The sequence below is a fragment of the Citrobacter sp. XT1-2-2 genome (assembly GCF_023516235.1).
Lineage (GTDB): Bacteria > Pseudomonadota > Gammaproteobacteria > Enterobacterales > Enterobacteriaceae > Citrobacter > Citrobacter werkmanii.
On the sequence record NZ_CP097324.1, the window covers coordinates 3,257,559 to 3,278,398 of the forward strand.

Here is a 20,840-nt window from a genome sequence, read left to right on the forward strand (position 1 = left end):
CCTTCGCCCGAAGGGAGGTTTTCACCAGAATCCTCTCATTTCCATTCTCTTACGCTCTGGCATCTATACTTATCCTTTTGAATTTATTTTCTCATGGGAGGAGTCATGCGCTGGATCCTGTTGGTCTTCTTTTGTCTGCTGAGCATACCGTCTCACGCGGTGACGATACCCGGCGTCACAACATCGACTTCAGCCGACCCGCAAGCCACCCCCGCAAAAGAGCCTGATGTTGAGCAAAAGAAAGCCGCTTACGCCGCGCTGGCTGACGTACTGGACAATGAAGCATCGCGCCAGGAGTTGATTGGTCAATTGCGCAAAGTCGCGGCAACGCCTCCTCCCGAACCCGTGCCGGTGATTGTCCCCCCCACGCTAACTGAAGAAAAAACGGTGTTGGAAAACGTGACAGATGTCAGTCGTCACTATAGTGAAGTTCTTTCCGACCGCTTTGCCCAGCTTTACCGCAACATCACCGACGCCCCGCATAAAACCTTTAACCCGCAAACCTTCACCAATGCCCTGACCCATTTTTTAATGCTGGCAGCGTCAGTGTTTGGGTTTTACTGGCTGATCCGCCTGTGCGCGCTGCCGCTGTATCGCAAAATGGGGCAATGGGCGCGACGGAAAAACCGCGAACGCAGCAACTGGCTACAGCTTCCGGCGATGATCGTCGGCGCATTTATTATCGATTTATTACTGCTGGCGCTGACGTTGTTTATAGGGCAGATTCTGAGCGATCGAATGAACGCCGGGAGCCGCACCATCGCTTTCCAGCAAAGTCTGTTCCTCAATGCCTTTGCGCTGATTGAGTTCTTCAAAGCGATTTTACGTCTGATATTTTGCCCGACGGTAGCGGAGCTACGCCCGTTTAACATTCAGGATGACGGCGCGCGCTACTGGAATCGCCGTTTGAGTTCATTAAGCAGCCTGATTGGTTACGGACTGATTGTTGCCGTTCCTATTATCTCAAATCAGGTCAACGTGCAGGTCGGTGCGATGGCAAACGTCATCATCATGCTGTGTATCACGCTATGGGCGCTGTATCTGATTTTCAGAAATAAGAAAGAGATCACGCAGCATTTGCTCAATCTGGCGGAAAGATCGCTAGCCTTTTTCAGCCTGTTTATCCGCGCCTTCGCGCTGGTATGGCATTGGCTGGCCAGCGCTTACTTCATTGTGCTGTTTTTCTTCTCGCTGTTTGACCCTGGCAACAGTCTGAAATTCATGATGGGCGCAACGTTACGCAGCCTGGTGATTATCGGCATTGCCGCCTTTGTTTCCGGCATGCTTTCGCGTTGGATAGCCAAAACGATTACCCTGTCGCCACATACCCAGCGCAGCTACCCGGAATTACAAAAACGGCTGAATGGCTGGCTGTCGACGGCGTTAAGCGTGGCCCGGATCCTGACGGTGTGCGTCGCGGTGATGCTGCTGCTCAATGCCTGGGGATTGTTCGACTTCTGGAACTGGCTGCATTACGGCGCCGGAGAGAAAACGGTGGATATCCTGATTCGTATCGCGCTGATTCTTTTCTTCTCCGCCATTGGCTGGACGATCCTTGCCAGCCTGATTGAAAATCGTCTGGCTTCCGATATACACGGTCGCCCATTGCCCAGTGCCCGTACCCGCACGCTGTTAACGCTGTTCCGCAATGCGCTGGCGGTGATTATCAGCACTATTACTATCATGATTGTGCTGTCCGAAATTGGCGTCAACATCGCCCCCTTGCTGGCCGGGGCCGGGGCGCTGGGGCTGGCGATCTCTTTTGGCTCGCAAACGCTGGTAAAAGACATTATCACCGGGATCTTCATTCAGTTCGAAAATGGTATGAACACCGGGGATTTAGTCACTATCGGTCCACTCACCGGTACGGTTGAAAGGATGTCCATTCGTTCTGTGGGGGTGCGTCAGGATACCGGGGCGTACCATATCATTCCCTGGTCATCGATAACCACCTTCGCCAACTTTGTGCGTGGCATTGGCTCAGTCGTCGCCAATTACGATGTCGACCGTCATGAAGATGCGGATAAAGCCAATCAGGCGTTGAAAGACGCTGTCGCTGAGCTGATGGAAAAGGACGATATTCGCGGGCTTATTATCGGCGAGCCGTCGTTTGCCGGGATCGTGGGGTTAACCAATACGGCTTTCACGCTACGGGTCTCATTTACGACCCTGCCGCTGAAACAGTGGACGGTACGTTTCGCGCTCGACAGCCAGGTGAAAAAACACTTCGATCTGGCCAACGTACGCGCCCCGGTACAGACGTATCAGGTCTTGCCTGCACCGGTGAATGGCCCTCCGTCGGCGGCAAGCGAACAACTGCCGCCAGGGGAGCCAACGCTCTAGCGTTTACGCGCCATAAAACGACGACGCTGATCGTTATCCATAAAGGTCCAGGCAATAAAGCGGCTCTGCTTTTGCCCCTGGGCCATCTCTTTCTTAACCACTTTCACCGCGCCCGCATCCGTTAATGCGTGATACAGCGGAGGTAAATTCTCACCGCGCGAAACCAGCGTGGTAAACCACATCACCTGACGGCCAAAGGCCTGGCTTTCGGCGATCATTTTCTTGATGAACGCCACTTCGCCGCCTTCACACCACAGCTCCTGCTGCTGTCCGCCAAAGTTCAGCGCATCATCTTTGTCCTGACCCAGATTACGACGCTTACGTTCGCTTCCGGCGCGGGCTGAGGCCGCAGAATCATGGAATGGCGGGTTACATACTGTGGCTTCATACTGCTCATTTTTATGAATGATACCGTTGAAGATTGACGCTGCATCTTTTTGCCGGCGCAAACGAATTGCGCGAGTCAACCCCGGATTGGCGTTAACAATCGCCTGAGCGCTGTTAAACGCTTCGCGACTGGTTTCGCTACCGGTGAATCGCCAGCCGTATTCATGCACGCCAATCAGCGGATAAATGCAGTTTGCCCCAACCCCTACATCCAGCACGCTCGCATTTACCGGAATAGTTCCTGTCGTTTCACCTAACAGGTCGGCCAGATGGTGAATGTAGTCCGCACGACCAGGAACTGGCGGACACAGAAAACCGTCTGGAATATCCCAGTTTTTCACCGCATAAAAATGCGCCAGCAGTGCTTTATTGAGCGCCTTCACTGCCTGCGGATTGGCGAAGTTAACGCTCTGCTCGCCGCCGGGCGTGAGGGTGAGAAATTGCGTCAACTCGGGTGTAACCTGGCATAAAGTCGCAAGATCATAACGGCCATTGTGGCGGTTACGCGGGTGTAATCCCGGTTTCTGGGGGGACATAGCATTCTCCTTTTAACAGCGGCGTAAGATACCCGCATAACGCCACGCGGTAAACACACACAACAAGGATATTTGATTTTTTATGCCTGGACGTTGCCTTACCGATTGTTCAAAAAACAGACATGTTATCACCAGTTTTTTGCGGTTAATGTCTTCCGCTGGCGGCCTAAACTTATCAGGCACCACCTGTTGTTTCTCAGAGGATATCACCATGAAGAAATGCCTCACATTACTTGCCGCTACCGTACTAACCGGTATGACGTTCGCATCCTTTGCCGCACAGCCCAACACCAGCCCAGCAACCGGTCAGCTCCAGGCCTCAGGTACAGTATTCGCTACCGGCGCCACTAACCTGAGCGATCTCGAAGACAAGCTGGCAGAGAAAGCAAAAGAGCAAGGCGCAAAAGGCTTTGTCGTTAACTCTGCGGGCGGTAAAAACCAGATGTACGGTAGCGCCACTATCTATAAGTAACCCCTCCACTTCAGCCCAACTGCATTCATCCCGAATGCAGTTTCCTGCGCGAATGGTCTGAAATCTGATACCGCTGATGTGTGGTCGTTTTTCAGCCATCATATTCGCTATACTTATTCTGTAGACAATAACAGGAGGTACATATGGCATCCGGATGGGCAAATGACGACGCAGTTAACGAGCAGATCAACAATACTATTGAAGATGCTGTTGCCCGCGCCCGTGGTGAATTACCGAGCGGGGAAAGTCTGTATGAATGCGAAGAGTGCGGTAATCCTATCCCGCAGGCCAGACGTGAGGCAGTGCCAGGCGTACGCTTATGCATAGCCTGTCAGCAGGATAAAGATTCACATAGCTCAGCATTTTCAGGATATAATCGCAGAGGTTCGAAAGACAGCCAGTTACGTTGACTTATCTTTACCAAACGTTTCAGCGCAGATAATTTCCTTTACGAGCACGCTTTTTCGCATGCTGTGTAGCAAAATGTGCCGTTGTCGCTTTCACTGTAAAGCGCAGTGACAAGAACTGTAAATCCCTCTTTCGAATTTATTAATATTCAATAAGTTATTTGTCATTCAATTTTTTTGATTGACGCCGTCAATTCTATTCGATTTTCTCTCGCATAAAAAAACGTGATACTTCTCACATCGACGAAACAACGTCTTCTTACCAGAACACTGACTAACAGAACAAACCTGCGAGAGATTAATCATGAAAAATATTAAATTTGCCGTTGCCGCCATCGCCCTTTCTACCCTGTCATTTGGCGTTTTCGCTGCCGAGCCGGTTTCCTCCACTCAGGCACAAAGCATGAATAAAATTGGTGTGGTATCTGCTGATGGCGCCACCACGCTGGACGGTCTGGAAGCAAAACTGGCTGAGAAAGCCGCCGCTGCCGGCGCAACGGGCTACAACATCACCTCTGCTGTCGGCAACGACAAAATGAGCGGCACCGCGGTTATCTATAAATAACCGAAAGATTACCTGTACGACCCAATGCTCCAACCCTCATTGACCCTGTTTGTTACCCTTTGTTTGCCCGTCCGCCACTGGACGGGCTTTTTTTTGCCTGGTGTTTCAGCCGTTGACGGAATTCCTGTAACACGGTGTCGGGCATCCCTATTTGCAACGCCGCCTCGCAGATTGCCTGCCAGCTTCCGGCATCCAGTGGAATACCTTGTTCCAGCCTTTCCTCACGAGTATTCACTTCCCACTCACCTGGCAACAGGATCGGGGCGTCATCGGCATGTGGGGACGCTTTTACCCACTCAGTAAATGCCGCGACCTGGTTATCGCAATCCGGCGCGCCGAACAGTTCCGGGTTAAAAATAAGGGTGGTCATACAGTTAATGATGGCGTCCGCACTGGTCTGCAGGCTCTCCTCATGTGTGGTTTTACCACCAGAAAGCGCGCCGCCCATAATTTCGCACATCGCCGCCAGCGCATAACCCTTGTGTTGAGCGAAGGTCAGCAACGACCCCAGCGGAGAGACCTGCATCACAGCAGGATCGGTGGTCGGCGCTCCTTCGGCATCAATCAGACATCCCGGAGCCACCGGTTCCCCCTTATGCCATGCCACGCGGGTTTTGCCAAAAGCGATGGCGCTGGTTGCATAGTCCAACAACAACGGGAAAGTATCTTTACGCGGAAAAACGACGCAGAAAGGGTTGGTGCCAAAACGGCTATCGCGGCCGTGGAACGGCGCGACCATCGGGATGCCCACCACATTCACAAAGTGTACTGAAACAAAACCTGCCGCCGCACATTGTTCCGCCCAGTAACCAATGCGTCCGATATGGTGCGAATTGTGTAACGCCACGGCGGCGATACCGTACTGGCGCGCTTTTTCAATCCCAAGCGTCATTGCCTCGTGCGCCGCCACCTGACCAAATGCGCAATCGCCATCAAGCGTAATCACCGCCCCCGCATCTTTAACCACTTTGGCATGACGGTTGATCTGCAGATGTCCCTGCGAGAAGGAGCGAATATAGCTTGGGATCATGCCGATGCCGTGGGAGTCGTGCCCGGCGAGGTTAGAGGCAATCAGATGATCGGCCACCAGCCGCGCTTCCTGCTCGTTACTCCCCATCTGGTGAAAAACGGCCTGAATAAAGGCGTGCAGCGTTGGCACATGGAAGCGATGTCCACTGTTCATTGTTATCTCCTGTTGTGTCGCGTGTTTGTTGTGTTTCTTATTTTTCAACAAACTATGCTGCGCCACGGCAGTCAGGAGATCAATAAACGTGCAGAAATTTCACGTTGATGCAAAGGATGAACCGACAGGCCTGGTAAATGACCTGTCGGGGGGAACAAGAAAATTAGAAGCTTTGCCCGACGCGAGCAAGGCCTTCAGCCAGCGAGGAAGATTCGCCGGTTGCGACCAGGCAGCAGGCCATCTGAATTTTCAACGAGGCCGGAACAGGCTCGCTACCGGCCAGACAACGTTCAATCCAGCGCGCGGTAGTTTCCGGATCTTTTGCCACTGGCAGCGGTACCGGCTCGTCGGGCATCTCACTCTGACGCTCCTGCAACACTCGCACAGCGGATGAATCGATCAGGCTTATCTGCGGACAGCGCTGCGGGTTGGCATACACCTCGCCTTCTGTACCGTGCATCAACAGGCCACGGCCACCGATGTCGCTAAAGAATTTCGCCACGCGCGATACATATTCCGGATGCGACACGCTGGCAAGACGCAGCGCGGCATCTTCAGCAAACGGCGTGGCGAGTTTAGCCAGCGTATGCGCGCTGTTACGCACGCCCATTCTCCAGCGCATCGCCAGCTGTTTCTCCAGCGGAGGACACAGCGCGCTCACCGGGATAAACACCGGCTCATGACCATCGAGTTTTGCCTGTGCCTGCCCCGCATGCCGCGTTGGCGTAATGCCCATCAGTTCGAAAATGGTTTCTGTCAGCACGCGGGTTGGATCTTCACTGACGCCGTGCACCACTACCGGGAAGCCCAGCTTGTGCAGTAAAATTGCCAGCAACGGAGTCAGATTCGCCTGCTTGCGTGCGCCATTATAGCTGGGAATAACAATGGGCATGGGTTTAGCAACCGGCGGCGTCAAGCGAATAGTATGATTCTGCATCGCTTCGTAAAAGCCCAGCATCTCCGCTTCACCCTCGCCTTTAATACGTAGCGCAATCAGTACGCCGCCCATCTCAAGCTCCGGTACATCGCCGTTCAGCATATGGGTATACAGTCCGCGAGCAGTATCCTTATCCAGGTCACGCGCGTGATTTTTCCCTCGCCCAATCTCTTTGATGATTTTGCGGTAATCCATCGATAACTCCTTGCTGTTGCTCACATCGTTAACGCCTGCGGCGGCGCGTGGGTTTCGCTTTTTCTTTTGGTTTTACTATAACGTCTGGCACAGCAGGTTGCTCTATCGGAAATATGGGTAACGCATTCAGTAAACGCTTGCCGTAGCTTTTGGTCAATAAACGCTTGTCATAAATAACGACTTCCCCCCAGCAGCCGTGGCTACGGATGAGTCGCCCGACCTGCTGGATTAAATTAAACGATGCGGCCGGTAAACTCTGTACTTCGAAAGGATAACGATTCAGGCTTTTCAGCCACTCACCCTCGGTGATCACTACCGGGCTGTCGATTGGCGGAAAGGCGATTTTATGAATATGCACCTGCGTCAGCAGGTCGCCTTTCAAATCCAGACCTTCGGCAAAAGATTGCAGACCCACCAGCACGCTACGCTCACCGTTTTGTACCCGTTTGCGGTGTAGCTCCACCAGACGATAGCGCGGCTGATCGCCCTGGACCAGCAACAGCAGACGTAGATCGGCGACGTGCTCAAGAAAACGCTGCATCGCCCGACCGCTGGCAAACAGCACCAGCATGCCCTGATGCTTTTTGCTTTCCAGCTGTTCGCGGAAATAGGCAGCCATTTCCGCAATATGCTGCTCTTCGTTCTCTATCAACGGTTCGTAGCGCATCTGAGGAATAACAATTTTGCCTTGCTCAACATGATTAAACGGAGAATCCAGCGCGACGAAGCGGTCACCGGCCTTTTCTTTGAGGCCGCTCATCTCCTGTAGACGCGAAAAGCTGTTGAGCGAGCGCAGCGTGGCGGAGGTAACGATAATATGTGGTACGCTGCGCCACAGCAGTCTTTCCAGTTGATCGCTCACGCGGATCCCCACGCAGTGGAACCAGACGTGGATCTGCCCGTCACGCACTTCACGCGTCGCCCATTTACTCACCGGAGCGCCTGACGACTGCGCCAGCGAGGCCAGCCGCCACAGCTTGCTTTGCGCTTCGAACATACCCAGCGCCCGGTTCATCTGCAAAATAACCCGATGCAGACGCACAATATCGTGAGTGCCGGTTTTTTCGCTGAGATCGTTGAGGAACAGTTCAGCCAGACCGCGCAGCATTTCTGTGAGCTTCGCCAGGCGCTGACATATCTCCATTACTTCCGCTGGCAGTTCACCCATCGCAAAACGGTGTTCTGCTTCCTGGGTGGCAGGCATATACAGATTAAGAATATTGTTAAGTGAAGAAATCAGTTCATACAGTTCTTCGCAGTGGCCGTTCAGACGCTCGGCATTTGCCAACGGCGGCGTGGTTTTGGGGCGAAACTGCTCAAGGCAGGTAGCCACTAACTTACAAAACAGATCCAACTGCAGTCGATACCAGGGGGCGCTGATTTCCGCACTCATCTCCAGCGCATCGCGCGCAACGTCCGGCAAGTGGTGTCCTTCATCAAGCACCAGCAGCAGGTTTTTCGGCTCCGGCAAAACAGCTTCACTTTCCATGGCGGCCATCACCAGCGCATGGTTGGCAACCACCACTTCGGCTTCCTGAATCTCACGGCGGGCGACAAAAAAAGGACATTCACGATAATAGTGACAATTACGATTCAGACAGCTGGCCTTATCGGTGCTCAGGCGTTGCCAAAGTCCGTCATCAATAGCGATATCCGTGTGATCGCGCAACCCGTCCCATTTATAGGTGTCGAGGTCGCCTTTCAGCCTGGCGCAGCGCTTTTGTTCTTCCTGGTTATTTGGCGTCAGGTCATCGTCGAGAAAAGCCAGCAGATCCTGCTGATTAGGTTCGGTACTGGCAAGCGCCGCTAAGTTACGCGGGCAGACATAGCGCCCACGACCGAACGCGGCGGTGAAACGCAGGTCAGGTATAATTTTGCGCAGTAACGGCAGATCTTTGCTGTAGATCTGATCCTGCAAGGCGACGTTGGCGGTACTCACCACCAGCGTTTTTTGTTCTTCCCGGGCAATGGCGATTCCCGGAATTAAATAGGACAGGGTTTTCCCCACCCCAGTCGGCGCTTCAATCGCCAGATGCCGCCCTTCTTCCCCGGAGAGCGTTTTCGCAACGTCAGCAATCATCTGCCGCTGCGGTGCGCGGGGGATAAAGTCGGGGATCTGTTCCTGAAGCGCCTTGTACCAGGCGGCAATTTGCGCTTTCAGCGCAGCCGTAAGTGCCATGAGAAAACCTGAAATACTGTATAAACAGCCACTATTGTGGCACATTTCAGGCGCTGGATGTACCTTTTTCCCCCATTCTGGAAAGCGCTTCGCAGCGCGGACTTAAATTGCCGGAAGGCGGCTTACACCCTATTCGGACTACAGTCAGGTACATTGCAGGCCGAATAAACGCGGCGGCTAATAATATCCCAGTAACTTCCACCACAGCATACCCACGGCAAAAATGATAATGACATTTGCCGTCACCACACAGAGGTTGATTTTGTAAAAGCGCGGGCGTTCAAAATAGCCCTGGGCAAAATAGATGGGGCCAGGTCCACCACCGTATTCCGTATTGCCCCACATCAGATTACTGAAGATACCAAAGCAGATCGCCACCATCATCGGCGGCGCGCCAGCAGCGATCGCCGTGGCCGCAAAAGGGGCATACAGCGCAGCGACATGGCCGGTCGCCGTGGCAAAGAGATAGTGGACATAAATATACAGGATCCCCAGCAAAACGAAGGACTCTATCGCGCCAAATCCCTGAATACCGCTGCCCAGTTTTATCGTCATCCATTTAATAAAGCCCAGATCGGCAAGACCGGTCGCCAGGCTAATAATGACGCTAAACCAGATTACCGTGTCCCACGCTGCATGGTCATTGAGCAGGCTTTTCCAACTGACTGCGCCAGAGGCGAAAAGATAAGCGGCCAATCCCAGTCCGACCGAGGTTGCCGATAATCCCGTGATTAAGCTGGTGCCCCAGCCGACCAATGCCAACACAAAGCCAAACGCGACCTTTTTCTCGTTACTGCTCATCGCACCGAGTTCACCGAGCGCCTGCTTACCCATCGCTTTTGCCTCTGGCGTACGTTTAAGCTCAGGATCCAGCAACTTATAGACCAGAAGCGGCATCAAACAGAAACAGACCATCGCAGGAACAACAGCGGAAACAAACCACCCGCCCCAGGTTATCTCGACGCCTAATGAGGATTTAGCCAGACTCGCCACCAGCGGATTTGCCGCCATCCCGGTGAGGAATATCGCCCCGGTAATGGGCGTAAACTGAAAGCACACCATGGTTAAGAAATCACCAATACGCTTGCCGGTTACTCCCGGAGCCGAACCTAATACGTCATTGATTGAACGAGTGATAGGGAAAATAATCCCTCCGGAACGGGCTGTCACTGACGGCATTGCCGGAGCCATAATCAGATCGGATACCCCCAGCGAATAGGCAATACCCAGGCTACTGCCGCCAAATAGCGATAACATTTTATACGCGATACGTTTCCCGAGCCCTGAGGTAACAAACCCCAGAGAAAGAACATAGGCGCAGAAGATGAGCCATACCGTACCGGAAGCAAACCCTGACAGCGCTTTCGCCTCTGGCAAGGTCTTGGTAAAAATCACCACACAAAGCGCAATCAGCATTACCGCCCCCGAAGGGAGCGGTTGGGTAAGAATGGCGGCAATGGTCGCGGCAAAAATAGCAAACATATGCCAGGCCTGAGGCGTCAGACCATCAGGTACGGGATAAAACCAAATTATCCCCCCAATCACCAGCGGTATCAGGAACGCCAGAATGGATTTTCCCGCGACAGAATTCGTTGACATAAAAATATCCTTATTCCGTTAGCCCGAGAACCTTCATTTCTGCGACATATATTTGGCCAGCACCTGATCGACCATCGCGGGTGCCATTCCTAGGTAGTTTGCCGGGTCGGTCAGTTTCTCAATCAACTGCGGATCCAGTCGTTCTGCAACAGATGGCATCGCATTCAGCACATCAGCCAGTCGCCCCCCCTGTTCGTTGACGATACGGCAGGCGTCGTACACAACATCATGCGCATCCTGACGACCGATGTATGGCGCCAGTCCCATCATGACCGCCTCAGCCACAATCAGGCCGTTGGTCATACCGAGGTTACGTTTCATCGCCGCTTCATCGACTATCAGCCCCGCCAGCATAAAATTGGCCTGATGCAACGCCCCTGCGCTGAGGACGAAACTTTCCGGGATAGCAATCCATTCCGCATGCCACGGCCCGGTCGCCCGTTCCAGGTCCTGCACCATCGCATCCAGCATCAGTCCCGCTTGCTGACGCACGCCTTTAGCACAGGCCAGCATCAGTTCGCTGGAGATCGGGTTGCGTTTCTGCGGCATGGTACTGCTGGCGCCACGCCCTTTAACAAACGGCTCATACAGCTCGCCAAACTCATTGGCTGCCAGCAACATTACGTCGTAGGCAATCTTACCCAGCGAACCAGTAATCACCGCTAACAAGTTAACCGCTTCGGCAAAACCATCACGCGCGACGTGCCAGGTGGACGTTGGAACATTCAGTCCAAGCTCTTCCATCATCGCTTTTTGTACCGCCAGCCCTTTATCCCCCAGCGATGCCAGCGTACCCGCTGCACCCGCAAATTCGCCGACCAGAACACGAGGACGCGCTTGGGTAAGACGTTCCGCGTGGCGTTCAAACATATCCAGCCAGATGGCCGCTTTATAACCGAAGGTCACGGGCAAAGCCTGTTGTAAGTGGGTTCTCCCGGCCATTGGCGTATCACGGTAGCGACGTGCGAGGTCTGCGAGCGTCGCACGAAGTTTGTTTATATCGGTCTCAATTAACGTGAACGCATCACGAATTTGTAGGACTACCGCGGTGTCCATAATGTCCTGAGTGGTTGCCCCCCAGTGCACATAGCCGCCGGACTCGCCAGCCTGTTTAGAAATCTGGTGCACCAGCGGTAGGATCGGATACCCCACTATTTCGGTTTCATGGCGCAATAAATCAAAATCGAGCGTGTCGGCATTACATTTCTCGGCAATTTCCTGCGCCGCCGCCTCAGGTATTACGCCACAGCGCGCTTGAGCCTTAGCCAACGCAACTTCCACTTCCACGTATTTGCGCACCAGCTCGCGATCGTCAAACACCGCGCGCATCGCCGGTGTGCCGAAAGAATCCCTGAACAGAACAGAATCAAGTACATTCGAAGCCATAAATCCCCCTGGAAAATCTGATAATGATAAGATGCTTGTTTACGGCGGTTTGTTGGATATTCAAACGCCGCCACAATGTCCAGACATTATCAAATGTCCGTACATTTAAATGTACGGACATTTATAGTATTCATAATAAATGTAGGGAATAGTCCGTACAAATTTTCGTGATAAAGATCACTAATATTTTGATGAAACTGCGATGAAAGAATCTCTGTACAAGCGAATAGCACGTGAACTGGCACAGCAAATTTCGGTGGGAACCTTTGCCCCCGGCTCGCTGTTTCCTACGGAAATGGAACTGTGCGAAACATGGCAGGTCAGCCGCCACACCATGCGTGAGGCGTTAAGGGAATTAACAGAGCAAGGTTTGATTTCACGGCGTAAAGGCGCAGGCACCCGCGTTTGCGAACCTAAGGCTAACGGCGTCAATCATCCGCTATCGCATCTTGAGGATCTGCTGCTGCTGGCCAGGAACAATCTGCGCGTCATCAAGAAAATCGATGAGATTGTGGCGGACATAGAGTTGTCCCAGTTGATTGGCTGCCCGCCAGGTTCCCGATGGCTGCACATTGCCAGTACCCGTGAAGATGCGCAAAACCCGGACGCGCCAATTTGCTGGACCGACAGTTACGCCAGCACGGACTACGCCAAGCTGCGCACGTACATCCGCGATGATCCGCACTCGTTAATTAGCGATCTGATCGAAGCGCACTACGGTATTAAAAGTCATGAAGTTCACCAGACGATTACGGCAGTTGGCGTGCCTAAGAAGATGGCAAAAATCCTTAATGTAGCACCTGATTCTCCGGCGATGAGAATTGTGCGCCGCTATCTGGACAGGGAAGGAAAAGTTTTTGAAACGACGATTTCTGTTCATCCGGCAGGACGCTATACCTGCTCAATCGTGCTGAAATCGCAAAGCTCAGGGGAATGATTGACCTGGCCGGCCTACACAATGTGTAGACCGGATAGCATGTTTATACTGTCATACAGCAGGTGAATTACTTTGCTGAAGACGGTCTGCGCGGACGGCGCGGTGGACGAGGTTTATCGCCTGCCGGTTTGCCTTCGCCGCTACGCGGTTTCCCTTTCGGCGCGCCGCCATCCTGACGACGCGGCTGCTGGCCACGTCCTGCTCCGCCCTGGCCGCGACCGCCGCCACGCTGCTGGCGACCGTTCTGAATCGGCTCAGCTTTGATAGACGGGTCTGGCTCGTAGCCTGGCGTTGCAATACGTGGGATCTCTTTTTTCAGCAGCTTCTCGATATCACGCAACAGTTTGTGTTCATCGACGCACACCAGAGACAACGCTTCGCCAGTAGCGGCCGCACGACCGGTACGACCAATACGGTGCACGTAATCCTCCGGGACGTTTGGCAACTCGTAGTTCACCACGTGCGGCAGCTCTTCAATATCCAGCCCGCGCGCGGCAATATCGGTCGCCACCAGCACGCGAATATCACCGGATTTAAAATCGGCCAGCGCACGCGTACGCGCCCCCTGAGATTTGTTACCGTGGATCGCCGCGCTGCGAATGCCGTCTTTATTCAGTTGTTCCGCCAGATGGTTTGCACCGTGTTTGGTACGGGTAAACACCAGCACCTGCTGCCAGTTGCCCTGACCAATCATCTGCGACAACAGTTCACGTTTGCGTTTTTTATCCACGAAATGCACATGCTGAGTCACCTGCTCAGACGCGGTATTACGACGCGCCACTTCGATTTCCAGCGGGTTATGCAGCAGCTTTTCGGCCAGCGATTTAATATCGTCAGAGAACGTTGCCGAGAACAGCAGGTTCTGGCGTTTTGCCGGCAGTTTCGCCAGAACGCGACGAATGTCATGAATAAAGCCCATATCCAGCATGCGGTCAGCTTCATCCAGCACCAGGATCTCAACCTGATCCAGTTTCACCGCATTCTGGTGTTCCAGATCGAGCAAACGACCCGGGGTGGCAATCAGCACATCTACGCCGCCACGCAGCTTCATCATCTGTGGGTTAATGCTGACACCGCCGAAAACCACCAGCGAGCGAATATTGAGATACTTACTGTAATCACGTACGTTTTCGCCAATCTGAGCCGCCAGCTCGCGAGTCGGCGTGAGGATCAGCGCACGAACCGGACGACGGCTTTTACCATGCGGCTGATGAGTCACAAGATGCTGCAACAACGGCAGGGTAAAGCCTGCTGTTTTCCCCGTACCGGTCTGGGCGCTGGCCATCAGATCGCGGCCTTCCAGCACGGCGGGGATCGCCTGCTGCTGAATAGGGGTAGGTTCACGGTAACCCTGCTCGGCAACGGCACGTAAAATCTCAGGGTTCAAACCAAGGGAATCAAAAGACATAACAACTCCGAACCGCCCTGACCGTTACCGGTGTCGTTTTCAGGGAGATACACACAATAGAGATGACAAAAACCACAATGTCATGAAGGGGCGGAGTGTAGCAGTTTTTGTGATGCACCGCATAAATTATCCCTTCATCGGAAAATAACCTCGCGGACTGGACAAGGTGGCATATCAGTCATAATCTTAATCAATCGATTGATTAAGATCAGAGCCGTGCAATGAATACACCCACTATGACAACCAAAGGCGAACAGGCGAAAAACCAGCTCATTGCCGCCGCGCTGGCGCAGTTTGGCGAGTATGGTCTGCACGCCACAACGCGCGATATCGCCGCGCAGGCCGGACAAAACATTGCGGCCATCACCTACTATTTTGGCTCAAAAGAGGATTTATACCTCGCCTGCGCCCAGTGGATTGCCGATTTTATTGGCTCACAGTTTCGCCCGCATGCGGAAGAAGCCGAACGTCTGTTTGCTCAGCCGGAGCCCGATCGTGGCGCGATGCGCGAACTTATCCTGCGCGCCTGTAAAAATATGATCATGCTGTTAACCCAGGACGACACCGTTAACCTGAGCAAATTTATCTCACGTGAACAGCTTTCACCCACCGCGGCTTATCAACTGGTGCACGACCAGGTTATCAATCCGCTGCATACCCACCTGACGCGCCTGATTGCTGCCTATACTGGTCGCGATGCCAACGACACCCAAATGATTCTGCACACCCACGCCATACTCGGCGAGGTGCTGGCCTTTCGTCTGGGGAAAGAAACTATTCTGTTGCGTACGGGCTGGTCACAATTTGATGAGGATAAAACCGCGCTGATTGAGCACACCGTTACCTGTCACATCGATCTTATTCTGCAAGGTTTAACGCAAAGGAGTCTGGAGTCATGAAAAAACCTGTCGTTCTCGGGCTGGTTATCGCGGCCCTCGTTGCCGTGATTGCTGGAGGAACGTGGTGGTATCAAAGTCGGCAAGATAACGGTCTGACGCTCTACGGCAACGTCGATATCCGTAGCGTCAATCTGAGTTTTCGCGTCGGCGGCAGGCTGGCCTCGCTGGCGGTTGACGAAGGCGACGCCATTACCGCTGGTCAGGTGCTGGGCGAACTGGACCACGCGCCGTATGAAAACGCGCTAATGCAGGCAAAAGCGAATGTTGCCGCCGCCCAGGCACAGTACGATCTGATGCTGGCCGGTTATCGTGAAGAAGAGATTGCGCAAACCGCAGCGGCGGTCAAACAGGCGCAGGCCGCCTATGATTATGCGCAAAACTTTTACAATCGCCAGGTAGGACTGTGGAAAAGCCGCACCATCTCCGCTAACGATCTGGAAAACGCCCGTTCATCACGTGACCAGGCGCTGGCCTCACTGAAATCCGCGCAGGATAAACTCGCCCAGTATCGCAGTGGTAATCGTGTGCAGGATATTGAGCAGGCAAAAGCCACGCTCGAACAAGCACAAGCTGAGCTGGCGCAGGCTGAACTGAATTTGCATGACACCACGTTAACCTCTCCGTCTGACGGCACGATTCTCACCCGGGCGGTTGAACCGGGTAGCATGCTGAACGAAGGCGGCACGGTACTGACGCTATCACTCACGCGTCCGGTCTGGATTCGCGCCTACGTTGACGAACGAAATCTGAGCCAGGCGCAGCCAGGACGCGAAATCCTGCTCTACACCGATGGCCGCCCGGACAAGCCTTATCACGGTAAAATTGGCTTCGTGTCGCCTACCGCCGAGTTTACCCCGAAAACGGTCGAGACCCCTGACCTGCGCACCGACCTTGTTTATCGTCTGCGCATTGTGGTGACCGACGCAGACGATGCGCTGCGCCAGGGGATGCCGGTAACAATAAAGTTTGGCGATGAGGCACGGCATGACTGACGCCGTCATTACGCTGAATGGGTTGACGAAAAACTTTGCCGGAATGGAAAAACCGGCCGTCGCCCCGCTCGACTGTACCGTTCATGCCGGCTACGTGACCGGGCTTGTCGGGCCGGACGGCGCGGGCAAAACCACGCTGATGCGGATGCTGGCGGGTTTGTTAAAACCCGACGCCGGAAGTGCTGCGGTAATTGGCTTTGATCCCATCAAAGACGACAGCGCCCTGCACGCCGTGCTGGGTTATATGCCGCAGAAATTTGGCCTGTACGAAGATTTGACGGTCATGGAGAACCTCAATCTCTATGCCGATTTGCGCAGCGTCACCGGCGACGTGCGAGAAAAAACCTTTGCCCGGTTACTGGAATTTACCTCGCTGGGTCCGTTTACCGGACGACTGGCAGGCAAGCTTTCCGGAGGCATGAAACAGAAGCTCGGGCTTGCCTGTACGCTGGTGGGCGAGCCCAAAGTGTTGCTGCTGGATGAGCCCGGCGTGGGCGTCGACCCGATATCCCGCCGCGAGTTGTGGCAAATGGTCCATGAACTGGCGGGCGACGGGATGCTGATCCTCTGGAGTACCTCCTATCTGGATGAAGCCGAACAGTGTCGTGATGTGCTGCTGATGAACGAAGGCGAATTGCTGTATCAGGGCGATCCGACCCAGCTTACGCAGACAATGGCCGGACGCAGTTTTTTAATGAGCAGCCCGCAGGAAAATAACCGCCGACTGTTGCAACGCGTGTTAAAACTGCCGCAGGTCAGCGACGGGATGATTCAGGGGAAATCCGTCCGTTTGATCCTGAAAAAAGAGGCCACGGCCCAGCAGATTCAAGACGCGAACGGTATGCCGGAGATAACCATCAACGAAACCGCTCCCCGTTTCGAGGATGCTTTTATCGATCTACTCGGCGGGGCCGGAACATCAGAGTCACCGCTGGGCGCCATCCTGCATACCGTGGAAGGCACGCCTGGCGAAACCGTGATCGAAGCCAAAGCGTTGACCAAAAAGTTTGGCGATTTTGCCGCTACCGACCATGTAGACTTTGCCGTACAGCGCGGCGAGATTTTTGGCCTGTTAGGCCCCAACGGCGCCGGGAAATCCACCACCTTTAAAATGATGTGCGGTCTGCTGGTTCCTACCTCCGGCAAAGCGCTGGTGCTGGATATGGATCTCAAGGTTAGCTCCGGCAAAGCGCGTCAGCATCTGGGCTATATGGCGCAGAAATTCTCCCTGTACGGCAACCTGACGGTTGAACAGAATCTGCGTTTTTTCTCCGGCGTCTACGGCCTGCGCGGTCGAACGCAGAAAGAGAAGATCGATCGCATGAGTGAGGCATTTGGCCTGAAAAGCATCGCCTCCCACGCTACCGACGAGCTACCGCTGGGCTTTAAACAACGTCTGGCGCTGGCCTGCTCGCTGATGCATGAGCCAGATATCCTGTTTCTCGATGAACCCACTTCCGGGGTTGATCCCCTTACTCGTCGAGAATTCTGGTTGCATATCAACAGCATGGTGGAAAAAGGCGTCACGGTAATGGTGACGACCCACTTTATGGATGAGGCGGAATATTGCGATCGCATCGGACTGGTGTATCGCGGCAAACTGATCGCCAGCGGCACGCCGGACGACCTGAAAGCAAAGGCTGCCGATAACGACACGCCGGACCCCACCATGGAGCAGGCGTTTATTACGCTCATCAATGACTGGGATAAGGAGCATACGCATGAGTAACTCCGCGCTCTCATGGCGACGCGTACGCGCGCTGTGCGTAAAAGAGACGCGCCAGATCGTCCGCGATCCCAGCAGTTGGCTGATTGCGGTGGTGATCCCGTTGTTGCTGCTGTTTATCTTCGGCTACGGGATCAACCTCGACTCCAGCAAGCTGCGAGTGGGAATTTTGCTCGAACAGCAGAGCGAAGAGGCGCTGGATTTCACCCACACCATGACCGGTTCGCCGTACATTGACGCCACCATCAGCGATAACCGTCAGGAATTGATTGAGAAAATGCAGGCCGGACGCATTCGCGGGCTGGTGGTGATCCCGGTAGATTTTGCCCAACAAATGGCGCGACCTGGCGACACAGCCCCAATTCAGGTGATCACTGACGGCAGCGAACCGAATACCGCCAACTTTGTGCAGGGTTATGTCGAAGGCATCTGGCAGATTTGGCAGCAACAGCGGGCTGAGGATCGCGGGGAATCATTTAAGCCGTTAATCGATGTGCAGACCCGCTACTGGTTTAACCCGGCGGCTATCAGCCAGCACTTTATAATTCCCGGAGCGGTAACCATCATCATGACGGTGATTGGCGCGATCCTCACCTCGTTAGTGGTGGCGCGTGAATGGGAGCGCGGCACCATGGAAGCGCTGTTGTCTACCGAAGTTACCCGCGTCGAGCTGCTGCTGTGCAAACTGATCCCCTATTACTTTTTAGGCATGCTGGCGATGCTGCTGTGTATGCTGGTGTCGGTGTTTATTCTTGGCGTGCCCTATCGCGGCTCGTTGTTAATCCTGTTTTTTATCACCAGCCTGTTCCTGCTCAGTACGCTCGGCATGGGCCTGCTTATCTCCACCATCACCCGTAATCAATTTAACGCCGCGCAGGTTGCGCTGAACGCCGCTTTCCTGCCCTCGATTATGTTGTCGGGGTTTATCTTCCAGATAGACAGCATGCCGGCGATTATCCGCGCGGTGACTTACATTATTCCGGCGCGCTATTTCGTCAGCACCCTGCAAAGCCTTTTTTTGGCGGGCAACATTCCGGTGGTGCTGATTATCAACGTGCTGTTTTTAATCGCTTCGGCGGTAATGTTTATTGGCCTGACGTGGCTTAAAACCAAACGTCGGCTGGATTAAGGGGACGGGCATGTTTCATCGCTTATGGACATTAATTCGTAAAGAGCTGCAATCGCTATTACGCGAGCCGCAGACGCGAGCCATTCTGATTCTACCGGTGCTGATTCAGGTCATTCTGTTCCCGTTCGCCGCGACGCTGGAAGTGACCAACGCCACTATCGCTATCTATAACGAAGACAATGGCAAACACTCGGTGGAGCTTACCCAGCGCTTCGCCCGCGCCAGCGCCTTTACGCATGTTCTGTTACTGAAAAGCCCACAGGAGATCCAGCCCACCATCGACACGCAAAAAGCGCTGCTGCTGGTGCGCTTCCCGGCCAACTTCTCGCGGAATCTGGATACCTTCCAGCAAGCGCCCATGCAAATTATCCTCGATGGACGTAACTCGAACAGCGCGCAAATTGCCGCCAATTACCTGCAGCAGATCGTGAAGGAGTACCAGCAGGAGCTGATGGACGGCAAGCCAAAACCGAACAACAGCGAACTGGTGGTGCGTAACTGGTATAACCCGAATCTGGACTACAAATGGTTCGTGGTTCCGTCGCTGATCGCCATGATCACCACCATCGGCGTGATGATCGTCACCTCGCTGTCGGTGGCGCGCGAGCGCGAACAGGGCACGCTCGATCAACTGCTGGTCTCCCCGCTCACCACCTGGCAGATTTTCATCGGCAAGGCAGTGCCCGCGCTGATTGTGGCCACTTTTCAGGCCACCATTGTGCTGGCGATCGGCATCTGGGCTTATCACATTCCGTTTGCCGGTTCACTGGGGCTGTTCTATTTCACGATGGTGATTTATGGGCTGTCGCTGGTCGGTTTTGGTCTGCTGATTTCATCGCTGTGCGCCACCCAGCAGCAGGCGTTTATCGGCGTATTTGTCTTCATGATGCCGGCGATATTGCTCTCAGGCTACGTCTCGCCGGTCGAAAACATGCCGGTATGGTTGCAGAATCTGACGTGGATAAACCCGATCCGCCATTTTACGGACATCACGAAACAGATTTACCTGAAGGATGCGAGTCTGAAGATTGTCTGGGGAAGTTTGTGGCCGCTGTTGGTGATCGCGGCCACAACCGGCTCAGCGGCGTATGCGATGTTTCGACGCAAGGTGATGTAGCTTTTTATCTTTCGCCAGCAGCGACACCACGGCGGGTCCGGCAAGGATCACCAGCCCCGCCAGAGCCAGCAAGACGTTGTTTTGCAGCACGCGCGACAGCAGCCACAGTACAATCATCGCGGCACCGAAATACCACGTCGTAGTGAGTTCTTCCAGCACATCCGCCACGTCGCGCCAGCGCTGTTCATGGTGACGTTGTAAGGCCAGCATTAATAAAACCGTTACGCCGTAAACGACGCATAATCCCAGGCCGACGTGCACCAGCGTGCCGCTCATCCAGCCCATTACCAGCAATGCCACTACCAGTAAATGCAACACAATCTGCCAGCAACTTAGACCCGTTGCGACACGAACACGTTGTTGCCACCTCATGGCTTTTCTCCTGAAGGATTTTCGACTAATTGTTCAGAGTACCGGACTTTACGGAAAATTCCGCAACACCG

The 20,840-nt window shown here is 53.9% G+C and carries 18 protein-coding genes; 10 read left to right on the plus strand and 8 right to left on the minus strand.

Annotated features, from left to right (window positions below; translation table 11 throughout):
• The first annotated feature begins 105 nt into the window (after positions 1-105).
• Positions 106-2,343 carry a mechanosensitive channel protein gene (gene ybiO, locus M4I31_RS15575; RefSeq protein ID WP_038639109.1) on the plus strand — a complete coding sequence of 746 codons (2,238 nt, stop codon included), beginning with the start codon at positions 106-108 and terminating at the stop codon, positions 2,341-2,343.
• Here ybiO and rlmF read toward each other — a convergent pair.
• The gene (gene rlmF / locus M4I31_RS15580) at positions 2,340-3,266 is read right to left on the minus strand and encodes a 23S rRNA (adenine(1618)-N(6))-methyltransferase RlmF (RefSeq protein ID WP_085047463.1); all 927 of its coding nucleotides are present in this window, start codon (positions 3,264-3,266) and stop codon (positions 2,340-2,342) included. The genes ybiO and rlmF overlap by 4 nt on opposite strands.
• Positions 3,267-3,477: 211 nt before the next feature.
• Here rlmF and mcbA point away from each other — a divergent pair, with 211 nt between their 5' ends.
• The 3 genes from mcbA to ybiJ all read left to right on the plus strand — a co-directional run bounded on the left by mcbA (position 3,478) and on the right by ybiJ (position 4,710).
• A complete protein-coding gene (gene mcbA, locus M4I31_RS15585; RefSeq protein WP_069323210.1) occupies positions 3,478-3,738 on the plus strand; it encodes a DUF1471 family periplasmic protein McbA in 261 nt (86 codons plus the stop codon).
• A 143-nt stretch (positions 3,739-3,881) separates the two neighbouring features.
• Positions 3,882-4,148, plus strand: a complete 267-nt coding sequence (locus M4I31_RS15590; protein ID WP_085047465.1) for a DksA/TraR family C4-type zinc finger protein — start codon at positions 3,882-3,884, stop codon at positions 4,146-4,148.
• 301 nt (positions 4,149-4,449) lie between these two features.
• Entirely contained in the window at positions 4,450-4,710 is a 261-nt protein-coding gene (ybiJ, locus tag M4I31_RS15595; protein ID WP_006685371.1) for a DUF1471 family protein YbiJ, read from the plus strand.
• A 52-nt stretch (positions 4,711-4,762) separates the two neighbouring features.
• On the opposite strand, the gene M4I31_RS15600 is transcribed toward ybiJ, so the two are convergent.
• The 5 genes from M4I31_RS15600 to M4I31_RS15620 all read right to left on the minus strand — a co-directional run bounded on the left by M4I31_RS15600 (position 4,763) and on the right by M4I31_RS15620 (position 12,189).
• Complete coding sequence (locus M4I31_RS15600; protein ID WP_085047466.1) at positions 4,763-5,893, minus strand: malate/lactate/ureidoglycolate dehydrogenase; 1,131 nt, start codon at positions 5,891-5,893, stop codon at positions 4,763-4,765.
• A 163-nt stretch (positions 5,894-6,056) separates the two neighbouring features.
• Positions 6,057-7,025: a DNA-binding protein YbiB gene (gene ybiB / locus M4I31_RS15605; protein ID WP_038639100.1), complete on the minus strand. Its 969-nt coding sequence runs from the start codon at positions 7,023-7,025 to the stop codon at positions 6,057-6,059.
• A 28-nt stretch (positions 7,026-7,053) separates the two neighbouring features.
• Positions 7,054-9,204: an ATP-dependent DNA helicase DinG gene (dinG, locus tag M4I31_RS15610; protein WP_085047467.1), complete on the minus strand. Its 2,151-nt coding sequence runs from the start codon at positions 9,202-9,204 to the stop codon at positions 7,054-7,056.
• A gap of 177 nt (positions 9,205-9,381) precedes the next feature.
• Positions 9,382-10,803, minus strand: coding sequence for a DASS family sodium-coupled anion symporter (locus M4I31_RS15615; protein ID WP_085047468.1), 1,422 nt, complete (start codon positions 10,801-10,803; stop codon positions 9,382-9,384).
• 33 nt (positions 10,804-10,836) lie between these two features.
• Complete coding sequence (locus M4I31_RS15620) at positions 10,837-12,189, minus strand: adenylosuccinate lyase family protein (protein ID WP_085047469.1); 1,353 nt, start codon at positions 12,187-12,189, stop codon at positions 10,837-10,839.
• A gap of 202 nt (positions 12,190-12,391) precedes the next feature.
• Here M4I31_RS15620 and M4I31_RS15625 point away from each other — a divergent pair, with 202 nt between their 5' ends.
• Positions 12,392-13,126: a GntR family transcriptional regulator gene (locus tag M4I31_RS15625; RefSeq protein WP_079224891.1), complete on the plus strand. Its 735-nt coding sequence runs from the start codon at positions 12,392-12,394 to the stop codon at positions 13,124-13,126.
• 67 nt (positions 13,127-13,193) lie between these two features.
• On the opposite strand, the gene rhlE is transcribed toward M4I31_RS15625, so the two are convergent.
• A complete protein-coding gene (gene rhlE / locus M4I31_RS15630; RefSeq protein WP_085047470.1) occupies positions 13,194-14,534 on the minus strand; it encodes an ATP-dependent RNA helicase RhlE in 1,341 nt (446 codons plus the stop codon).
• A gap of 221 nt (positions 14,535-14,755) precedes the next feature.
• Between rhlE and cecR the strand changes: the two genes are divergently transcribed.
• The 5 genes from cecR to M4I31_RS15655 are packed head-to-tail and all read left to right on the plus strand — an operon-like array spanning position 14,756 to position 20,397.
• Positions 14,756-15,433 (plus strand): transcriptional regulator CecR, encoded by a 678-nt coding sequence (cecR, locus tag M4I31_RS15635; RefSeq protein ID WP_061381910.1) that lies wholly within the window; start codon positions 14,756-14,758, stop codon positions 15,431-15,433.
• Positions 15,430-16,425 (plus strand): secretion protein HlyD, encoded by a 996-nt coding sequence (hlyD, locus tag M4I31_RS15640; protein WP_069323206.1) that lies wholly within the window; start codon positions 15,430-15,432, stop codon positions 16,423-16,425. Before cecR ends, hlyD begins: the two co-directional genes overlap by 4 nt.
• Positions 16,418-18,154, plus strand: coding sequence for an ATP-binding cassette domain-containing protein (locus tag M4I31_RS15645; RefSeq protein ID WP_085047471.1), 1,737 nt, complete (start codon positions 16,418-16,420; stop codon positions 18,152-18,154). Before hlyD ends, M4I31_RS15645 begins: the two co-directional genes overlap by 8 nt.
• Entirely contained in the window at positions 18,147-19,280 is a 1,134-nt protein-coding gene (locus M4I31_RS15650; RefSeq protein WP_038639081.1) for an ABC transporter permease, read from the plus strand. The genes M4I31_RS15645 and M4I31_RS15650 overlap by 8 nt, the downstream gene beginning before the upstream one ends.
• A gap of 10 nt (positions 19,281-19,290) precedes the next feature.
• Positions 19,291-20,397 carry an ABC transporter permease gene (locus tag M4I31_RS15655; RefSeq protein ID WP_003831543.1) on the plus strand — a complete coding sequence of 369 codons (1,107 nt, stop codon included), beginning with the start codon at positions 19,291-19,293 and terminating at the stop codon, positions 20,395-20,397.
• On the opposite strand, the gene M4I31_RS15660 is transcribed toward M4I31_RS15655, so the two are convergent.
• Complete coding sequence (locus tag M4I31_RS15660; RefSeq protein ID WP_006685384.1) at positions 20,359-20,769, minus strand: YbhQ family protein; 411 nt, start codon at positions 20,767-20,769, stop codon at positions 20,359-20,361. The two genes, M4I31_RS15655 and M4I31_RS15660, sit on opposite strands and share 39 nt — an antisense overlap.
• Positions 20,770-20,840: the final 71 nt, after the last annotated feature.

Excerpts from the sequence above, each read along its gene's own strand:
- M4I31_RS15645 (WP_085047471.1), top strand. The coding sequence starts at position 16,418 with ATGACTGACGCCGTCATTACGCTGAATGGGTTGACGAAAAACTTTGCC.
- ybiB (WP_038639100.1), bottom strand. The coding sequence starts at position 7,025 with ATGGATTACCGCAAAATCATCAAAGAGATTGGGCGAGGGAAAAATCAC.
- rhlE (WP_085047470.1), bottom strand. The coding sequence starts at position 14,534 with ATGTCTTTTGATTCCCTTGGTTTGAACCCTGAGATTTTACGTGCCGTT.
- ybiO (WP_038639109.1), top strand. The coding sequence starts at position 106 with ATGCGCTGGATCCTGTTGGTCTTCTTTTGTCTGCTGAGCATACCGTCT.
- ybiJ (WP_006685371.1), top strand. The coding sequence starts at position 4,450 with ATGAAAAATATTAAATTTGCCGTTGCCGCCATCGCCCTTTCTACCCTG.
- rlmF (WP_085047463.1), bottom strand. The coding sequence starts at position 3,266 with ATGTCCCCCCAGAAACCGGGATTACACCCGCGTAACCGCCACAATGGC.
- M4I31_RS15615 (WP_085047468.1), bottom strand. The coding sequence starts at position 10,803 with ATGTCAACGAATTCTGTCGCGGGAAAATCCATTCTGGCGTTCCTGATA.
- M4I31_RS15625 (WP_079224891.1), top strand. The coding sequence starts at position 12,392 with ATGAAAGAATCTCTGTACAAGCGAATAGCACGTGAACTGGCACAGCAA.
- mcbA (WP_069323210.1), top strand. The coding sequence starts at position 3,478 with ATGAAGAAATGCCTCACATTACTTGCCGCTACCGTACTAACCGGTATG.
- M4I31_RS15600 (WP_085047466.1), bottom strand. The coding sequence starts at position 5,893 with ATGAACAGTGGACATCGCTTCCATGTGCCAACGCTGCACGCCTTTATT.
- hlyD (WP_069323206.1), top strand. The coding sequence starts at position 15,430 with ATGAAAAAACCTGTCGTTCTCGGGCTGGTTATCGCGGCCCTCGTTGCC.
- M4I31_RS15655 (WP_003831543.1), top strand. The coding sequence starts at position 19,291 with ATGTTTCATCGCTTATGGACATTAATTCGTAAAGAGCTGCAATCGCTA.
- M4I31_RS15650 (WP_038639081.1), top strand. The coding sequence starts at position 18,147 with ATGAGTAACTCCGCGCTCTCATGGCGACGCGTACGCGCGCTGTGCGTA.
- cecR (WP_061381910.1), top strand. The coding sequence starts at position 14,756 with ATGAATACACCCACTATGACAACCAAAGGCGAACAGGCGAAAAACCAG.
- M4I31_RS15660 (WP_006685384.1), bottom strand. The coding sequence starts at position 20,769 with ATGAGGTGGCAACAACGTGTTCGTGTCGCAACGGGTCTAAGTTGCTGG.
- M4I31_RS15620 (WP_085047469.1), bottom strand. The coding sequence starts at position 12,189 with ATGGCTTCGAATGTACTTGATTCTGTTCTGTTCAGGGATTCTTTCGGC.
- dinG (WP_085047467.1), bottom strand. The coding sequence starts at position 9,204 with ATGGCACTTACGGCTGCGCTGAAAGCGCAAATTGCCGCCTGGTACAAG.
- M4I31_RS15590 (WP_085047465.1), top strand. The coding sequence starts at position 3,882 with ATGGCATCCGGATGGGCAAATGACGACGCAGTTAACGAGCAGATCAAC.